This window comes from Streptomyces sp. DvalAA-14 (genome assembly GCF_900091855.1).
Lineage (GTDB): Bacteria > Actinomycetota > Actinomycetes > Streptomycetales > Streptomycetaceae > Actinacidiphila.
This window is the reverse complement of the sequence record NZ_FMCH01000109.1, coordinates 1-7,072: the sequence shown is the minus strand read 5'-3', so window position 1 is coordinate 7,072 and position 7,072 is coordinate 1. Positions and strand designations below refer to the sequence as shown.

Here is a 7,072-nt window from a genome sequence, read left to right as displayed (position 1 = left end):
CGGCCGCGGTGTCCGACGGATCGAGCCCCGGGCGCAGTTCGCCGGCCGCGACACCCTCGGCGACCACCTCGGCCAGGCGCCCGCGCAGCCAGGCGAAGGTCTCCTGGACCGGCTGCCGCAACTCCTCGCCGGCCACGACGTCCGGGTCCATCGTCAGCCGGCCGACCCGGCAGCCGCGCAACGGATCACGCTCGCGCAGCAGATAGGCATCCAGCCGCTCGGCCGGCGTGCCGCCGGACGACAGCAACTCGTCGGCCTGGCCGCGCAACTCCGCCGCGCTGCGCCGCATGGCCGCCAGCGCCAGATCGGGCTTGCCCCGGAAGTGGTGGTACATGCTGCCCTGGCCGGCGCCGGCCCGCTCCTGGATGGCGCGCGGGCTGGTCCCGACGTAACCGCGCTCCCACAGGAGCTCTTGCGCGCTTTCGATCAGGCGTTCGGCGGTGTCCATGCTCAGCAGTGTACATACTAGTAGGTACAGCGAACGCCCGTACAAAGAGCGGCGGGTCCTCCCGCCGCTCGGCGCCGCTCCTGCGACTCCTCCGCCGACCTCCGCCAGGCCCCCTGAGTTCAGCCCCGGCGGAACTCCACTTCCGCGGCCTTGAGCACCGTGCCGAAGCGCGGGAAGTCCAGCGCCACCGTGGACTCGTGCTCGGCGGCCGTCATGCCGGACATCGCGTCCGCGGCGAAGACCAGGTCGTAGCCGAGGTCGGCGGCGGCCCGCGCGGTGGACTCCACGCTCAGATGGGTGGCGATCCCGGCCAGGACGAGGGTGCGTACCCCGCGTTCCTGGAGCCCGGCGTGCAGAGCCGTGTCCTGGAAGGCGCCGACGGTGTGCTTGACCACCACCAGGTCCGCGGCGTCGGCCACTTCGGCCACCAGGGCGCTGCCCGGCGGCTGGTGCGCCGCGCCGGCCCGCTGCCCGCGGACCGCCACCACGGGCGCCCCCGCACCGCGGAAGGTCCGGGCCAGCCCGAGTGCGGCCTCCAGCACGGCCGCGCCCGGGTACGGGGCCAGCGGCAGCGCGACCATACGGTCCATCAGGTCGATCAGCACCAGGGCGGTGCGCGCGGGGTCGAGCCCGGGAGCCGGCGGGGACATGCGTTCGGCGCCGCCCCGGCGACCGTGATCATGTGCGGTCATGATCGGACCCTACCCGGCGGATCACTTCCGCGCCCGATGATCCAACGCGCAGGCATGATAGGGAAGTTGGGGGATTCCGGTCGGCCGGGACGATGCCCGGCTTACCCGTACGGGTGCCGCAGCGGGCGGCTTCCGGCTTCTCGCACCCACCCGCGGTCGCGGCCGATAGGCTGGCCGGGTACGACGACGTGGTACGTGGGAGAGGAGCGCGGACGTGGCGGAGAGCACCATCGGACAGCCGTTGGCGAACGGGAAGAAGCCGCAGGTCGACCTGACGGACGCCGAGTGGCTGTCCAGCAGCCAGGGCACCGGCGATGTGCAGATCGCCTTCGTGGAGGGCTACATCGCCATGCGCGACGGCCGGAACCCCGACGGCCCGGCGCTGATCTTCACCCCCGCCGAGTGGCGTGCCTTCGTCCTGGGCGCGCGGGACGGCGAGTTCGACCTCACCTGACCCTCTGCGGCGTCCGCGCCCCGCCGCCCCGCCGTTACGGCGCGAAGCGGCGGGGCGCCGTCGTGTCCTGACCCGCGGGCCGGTGCGGGCGGCCGTCATGGGCGCCGGTCCGCTACGGCCAGGGGCTCAGCGCGGGCAGCGGGTCACCGGTCAGCCGGCCCACCGGGTGCCGTCCCGCCAGCCAGGCGGCAAGATCGGTGCTCCGGCCCCGGACGGCCAGCGGCGTACCCCTGCCCAGCGTCCACGTCCACGGGCCGTCGCTCGCGGTGAGGGTCAGGGCGACCCCGATCGGCAGCCGGGCGGCCAGGAAGTCGACCAGGTGCGCGCAGAACGGCTGCGACCAGTCGGAGACACCGGGGCCGAGCAGCGTGTCGGCGGTGTGGATCTCCAACTCCCGCCACCAGGCGAGCCCGGCGTCCAGCAGTACGCCGTCCCGGTAGCGCACCGGGCGCTGCCAGTCGTCGGGACCGACCGCGGACCAGGACGCCTCGACCTCGTCCAGCGCGTCGGTGAGAGCCGCGCGCAGTGCCGCCGCGTCGCGCCGGTGCCCTGCCTCGATCGCCGCGTCGCGGGCGGGCCGGCCGCCGTCGTAGACATCGATCAGCCGGCCGCGCGGGGCATACCGCGCCTGGCGCGCCAGCGCCAGGCCGACACCTTCGATGTGGGACAGCACATGGCCGCGGGTCCAGCCGGGCAGGGCGCTCGGCTCGCGCACCGCCTCGTCGGTGAGGCCGCCCAGCAGCTTCCGCAGCCGGAGCTGGCCGGTGTCGAGCGCGGACTGCAGGTCGGCCGGATCGATCGTCCGCGGGGTCACGGCCACAGCAGCCCCCGCTCCCAACCGGCGTCCGTACGGCGGTACTCGACGCGGGTGTGCCGGCGCTCGCGGTCGCCCTGCCAGAACTCGACCTCGTCGGCGCGCAGCGTGAAGAGGGTCCAGCCGGGGGCCACCAGGCCCGGATCGCGCTCGATCCGCTCGGCGGCGGAGCGTACCGCCGCGTCCCGGCTTGCCAGGTCCGCCAGCGGGGTGCTCTGCCGGCCGATCAGGGCTTCGGCGCGGGCGCCGGGGGAGCGGGCCAGGAAGTCGGCGGCGGAGTCCTCGGCGCCGGCCGGTGCCACGCTGCCGCGCACCCGGATCTGGCGGGCGAGGGCGGGCCAGTAGAAGGTGAGGGCCGCTTGCGGGCGGGCGGCGAGTTCGAGGCCCTTGCGGCTGTCGGCGAGGGCGGCGAACTGCCAGCCGTCGGAATCGACGTTCTTGAGGATGAGCACGCGCGCGGACGGGTTTGCGTCGGCGCCAATGGTGGACACGGTCATGGCGTGCGGTTCGCGCACCCCGTCCCGTACGGCCGCGAGCAGCCAGTCGATGAAGAGTTCCTGTGGATCGGCCGGCAGCAGTGCGGTGTCGAACACCGGCAGCTCGCCCGAGAACACCTCAAGTCCGCGCAGCACTTCGCGCAGGTCGGACACGGATACCCCCTCGCTGTTAATGGCGTACGGCGACGATACCATTAACCTATGGACGTTGATCAACTCGCGGTCGGCCTCGCGCTCGATCTTGCGATCACCATCCGGCACGACGGGCGCGGCGGGGTCGCCGACGATCTCGCCGCGCCGGACGGGCTGACCCGGTGGGTCGGCGAGCACGCGGCGGCCCTGCGGGTGCACGGGTACGCGGTGCCCGCGGCCGAGTTCGCCGAAGCCGCCGCCGGCGGCGGCCTCGCCGCGGTCGTCGAGGTCCGTACGGCGGTCCGCGCGCTCTTCGCCCGGGCTGTACGGCCCGGTCCGCCCAGCTCCGCCGACGCCGACCGGCTGCCCTCCGCCGAGCAGGCGCTCGGCCGGCTGAACGCGGCCTCGGCGCTGGTGCCGGTCACCCCGCTGCTCGACTGGCCACCGGACGGGCCGCCCGCCGCCCGCACCGCCGTACCCGGCACCGCGTCCCCCGAAGACCGGCTCACCGCCGCCCTCGCCCGCGCCGCCATCGCCTTCCTGACCGGCCCGGACCGCGAGAAACTGCGCGCCTGCCCGGCCCCGCGCTGCGTCCGCTACTTCATCAAGGAACACCCCCGCCAGGAGTGGTGCAAACCCTCCTGCGGCAACCGCGCCCGCGTCGCCCGCCACCACGCCCGCCACCGCGGCACCCCCGCCTCCACAACGGGCTGACGCCGACCGTCCCCCGCCCGGACCACGGGAACGGCCGCCCGCGCCCAGCAGCCAAAGAGCCCGCCCGCCGACCGCGACGGGCCTCCACGCCAACCCGACGTACCCGCCACCGATGCCGCCTCCTCACGTCGGCCCGCCGACGGCTGGGACCCGGCGTTGGCGGGCCCTGGGGCCGGCCGGAGCCGGTGGGTGTGCCCGCTGGGGGAACCGTCGCCCGCCGCCGGGCCACCCTTCACGTCCAGCCGCCCGGTCCGCGGCGGTTGGGGAACGGTGTCGGCAAGCCGTGCGCGCGGCCGGCGCCGGTAGCCCTCCGCCGCTGAGGCGTCCTTCACCTCCAGCCGCCCGTCTGTGGGCGCAACGGCCCGGCGTTGGGCCGGCGCCGGTGCGGTGTGTCCGCCCACCGGGATCGGCGGCGCGCCGCCGATCCCGCAACCCTCGGGCGCCCGGCGCGAGCCGACCGGCTTACGGGGGGTAACGGGGGGCGCATGCGGGGCGCAAGGGGGCTTTGGGGCGGTGTGCGGGCTGCGAGCGGTAGTGGGGGCGGGGTGGGGCGTGGCAGTGTCCGGTGGTGGGCCGGCCCGAAGGGTGCCTCCGCGGTGCCGCTGCCAGCGCCGTGTCGGTCGTGTCTCCTGCCAGTGGCGGACCGGCACGGCGGCTCGCGGCCAATTACTCCTCGCCGCCTTGCCGTTCTGCCCTCACGCACAGCAGCCGACAGCGTACGCTGTGGTCCCACCGGGTCGGTGGTCGCACGGCACGTCGTGCGCCGGGCGCGCGCCCACCGGAAGCAGGGGGTGCACCATGACGCAGCGTCATCCGGCCAACCGACGCGCGCTTCTCGAACGCGAGGACGAACTCAGCGCCGTCGACGAGGCGCTGGCCGACCTCACCGGCGACCGCGGCCGCCCGCGCGGCGGGCTGCTGGCCTTCGCCAGCCCCGCGGGCATGGGCAAGACCACGCTGCTCAGCGAAGTGCGCAGCCGGGCCGCCGCCCGGGGCTGCGCCGTGCTGTCGGCCCGCGGGGGAGACCAGGAGCAGCAGGTCGCCTTCCACGTGGCGCGGCAGCTGCTCCAGCCCCGGCTGGCCGGCAGCCCCGACCCGGAGATCCGCGCCACGCTGGGCAGTTGGTACGGCATCGTCGGCCCCGCCCTCGGCCTGTGCACCGCGGACGGCCCGGCGCCCGACCCCCAGGGTCTGCGCGACGGACTCGACTGGGTGCTCACCCATCTCACCGTCCAGCACGCCCCGGTGGTGCTCGTACTGGACGACGCGCACTGGGCCGACCCGCAGTCCCTCAACTGGCTGGCCGCGTTCGCGCCCCGGGCCGACGAACTGGCCCTGCTGATCGTTGTCGCCTATCGTCCCGACGAACTCCCGCCCGGCGCCGAGGCGTTCCGCGGCCTGCCGGGCCGGGCCGGCCACCGGCCGATCGGCCTGGCACCCCTCACCGTCGACGCCATCAGCGAACTGGTGCGGGACACGGTCGGAAAGCACGCCGATGACGCGTTCTGCCACGAGTGCTGGGCGGTCACCGCGGGCAACCCCTTCGAAGCCGTCGAACTGACCGTCAAGGTGCGCGACCGCGGGCTGCGTCCCGACGAGAGCAGCACGCACCTGCTGCCGGACCTGGTGGCGGCGGTGAAGGGCCGCGGCCTGATCACCCAGCTGGAACGGCTCGGCCCCTCGACCGTGCGGCTCGCCTGGGCCGCGGCGGTCCTCGGCACCGAGATCCAGCTGCCGCTGGCCGCCACCGTCGCCGGGCTCGGCCAGGCGGAGGCCGCCGACTGCGCCGACCGGCTCCGCGAGGCGCGCGTTCTGATGGGCAGCCAAACCCTCGGCTTCGTGCACCCGTTGATCGCCACCGCCGTCTACCGCGCGATCCCCGACGCGGTACGCGTCGCCCTGCACGGGCAGGCCGCCTGGTGCGTGATCGACGCCGGGCAGGGCCCGACCGCCGCCGCCCGGCACCTGCTGGAGACCCACCCCGAGGGCGACCCGCAGGTGGTGCAGCAACTGCGGGCCGCCGCACGGGAGACACTACGGGCCGGCGCCCCGGAGGCCTCCCGCACCCTGCTCGCCCGGGCGCTGCGCGAACCACCGCCGCCCCGCGAACGGGCGGCCGTCCTGTACGAGTTGGGCTGCTCCTCACAGTTGCTGGAGCCGTCCACCACGGTCAACCACCTGCGGGCCGCCCTGGAAGAGCCGATCGACGACCCAGCGCTGCGCGACGGCATCCTCTTCCGGCTCTCCCAGTCCCTCGCGCACAGCGACCGGATGACCGAGGCGGCCGAACTGGTGGGCCAGGCGGCCCGCACCGCCACCGACGCCAAGACCCGGCTGCGGATGCAGGCCGAGCAGTTCATGTGGGACGCCTTCCGCGCCGACGAACCCGACTCGCCCTCGCGCTCGCGGCGGCTGACCCGGCTGGCCGACCGGCTCACCGGCCGCGACCTCACCGAGCGGTACATCATCGCGCTGCGCGCCTGGGACGCCACCTTGCGCGGCGAGCACACCTCCACCGTGCTCCGGCACGCCGCCCGCGCCCTGGAAGCCGGGCTGCCGTGGGCCGACGAGGACCGGGGCTTCGAGGTGCCGGTGCTCGCCGCCCTGACCTACATGTACGCCGACCAGCCGGACCGCGCCGAGGAGTACTTCGCCACCGGCATCGCCGACTTCGAGCGGCAGGGCTGGCGCGGCGCCCACCTGTCCTTCGGCTACCTGCTGCTGGGCTACGTGCGCTACCGGCGCGGCCGCCTCGCCGAGGCCGAGGAACTGGCCCGGGACGGGCTGCGGCTGGCCGAGCGGGTCGGGCGCGGCACGCCGGTGCAGTGGTACTCGGTCGCCGTCCTGATCGAGATCCTGCTGGCCCGCGGCCGCACCGAGGAAGCGACCGAACTGGCCGCCGACTACTCCTTCCAGGAGCCCTTCCCGGCCACCGTCACCTTCCCCGACGCGCAGGCCGTGCACGGCGAACTGCTTCTCGCCCGCGGCCTGTACAAGGAAGCCGCCGCCGAACTGGCCTCGGTCGGCCGGCGGCTGGATCCGCGCGGGATGCGCAACCCCGCCTGGTGCCCCTGGCAGCTGCACCTGGCGCTCGCCGAGTCGCACGACGCCCCCGAGCGCGCCGAGCTGACCGCGCTGGACGCGCTCGCCAGGGCCCGGCAGTTCGGCGCCGCCTCCACCATCGGGCACAGCCTGCGCATCGCGGCCGAGGTGGTCGGCGACGAGCGCGGTCTGGACCTGCTCGCCGAGTCCGTCGCGTGCCTGGAGGCGTCCCCGTCCGCGCACCAGCTGTCCTGGTCGCTGATCGCCCACGGCTCGGCG

At 75.2% G+C, this 7,072-nt stretch carries 7 protein-coding genes; 3 read left to right on the top strand and 4 right to left on the bottom strand.

Annotated features, from left to right (window positions below; genetic code table 11):
* Together GA0115240_RS05255 and GA0115240_RS05250 are read right to left on the bottom strand one after the other, a co-directional pair.
* Positions 1 to 448: TetR/AcrR family transcriptional regulator (locus GA0115240_RS05255; RefSeq protein WP_093735478.1), on the bottom strand; the 448-nt coding region annotated here is incomplete at its 3' end.
* Positions 449 to 567: 119 nt separating this feature from the next.
* On the bottom strand, positions 568 to 1,098 hold the full coding sequence (locus tag GA0115240_RS05250) for an isochorismatase family protein (protein WP_093735477.1): 531 nt from the start codon (positions 1,096 to 1,098) through the stop codon (positions 568 to 570).
* A gap of 256 nt (positions 1,099 to 1,354) precedes the next feature.
* On the opposite strand from GA0115240_RS05250, the gene GA0115240_RS05245 reads away from it, so the two are divergent.
* Positions 1,355 to 1,594, top strand: a complete 240-nt coding sequence (locus tag GA0115240_RS05245) for a DUF397 domain-containing protein (RefSeq protein ID WP_093716245.1) — start codon at positions 1,355 to 1,357, stop codon at positions 1,592 to 1,594.
* A gap of 112 nt (positions 1,595 to 1,706) precedes the next feature.
* Here GA0115240_RS05245 and GA0115240_RS05240 read toward each other — a convergent pair whose 3' ends face one another.
* Together GA0115240_RS05240 and GA0115240_RS05235 are read right to left on the bottom strand one after the other, a co-directional pair.
* Complete coding sequence (locus GA0115240_RS05240; protein WP_256069554.1) at positions 1,707 to 2,408, bottom strand: maleylpyruvate isomerase family mycothiol-dependent enzyme; 702 nt, start codon at positions 2,406 to 2,408, stop codon at positions 1,707 to 1,709.
* Entirely contained in the window at positions 2,405 to 3,058 is a 654-nt protein-coding gene (locus GA0115240_RS05235; RefSeq protein ID WP_256069553.1) for a pyridoxine/pyridoxamine 5'-phosphate oxidase, read from the bottom strand. The genes GA0115240_RS05240 and GA0115240_RS05235 overlap by 4 nt, the downstream gene beginning before the upstream one ends.
* Before the next feature lie 48 nt (positions 3,059 to 3,106).
* Between GA0115240_RS05235 and GA0115240_RS05230 the strand changes: the two genes are divergently transcribed.
* Entirely contained in the window at positions 3,107 to 3,751 is a 645-nt protein-coding gene (locus tag GA0115240_RS05230; RefSeq protein ID WP_093735474.1) for a CGNR zinc finger domain-containing protein, read from the top strand.
* A 798-nt stretch (positions 3,752 to 4,549) separates the two neighbouring features.
* On the top strand, positions 4,550 to 7,072 hold a 2,523-nt coding region (locus GA0115240_RS05225), incomplete at its 3' end, for an ATP-binding protein (protein ID WP_093735479.1).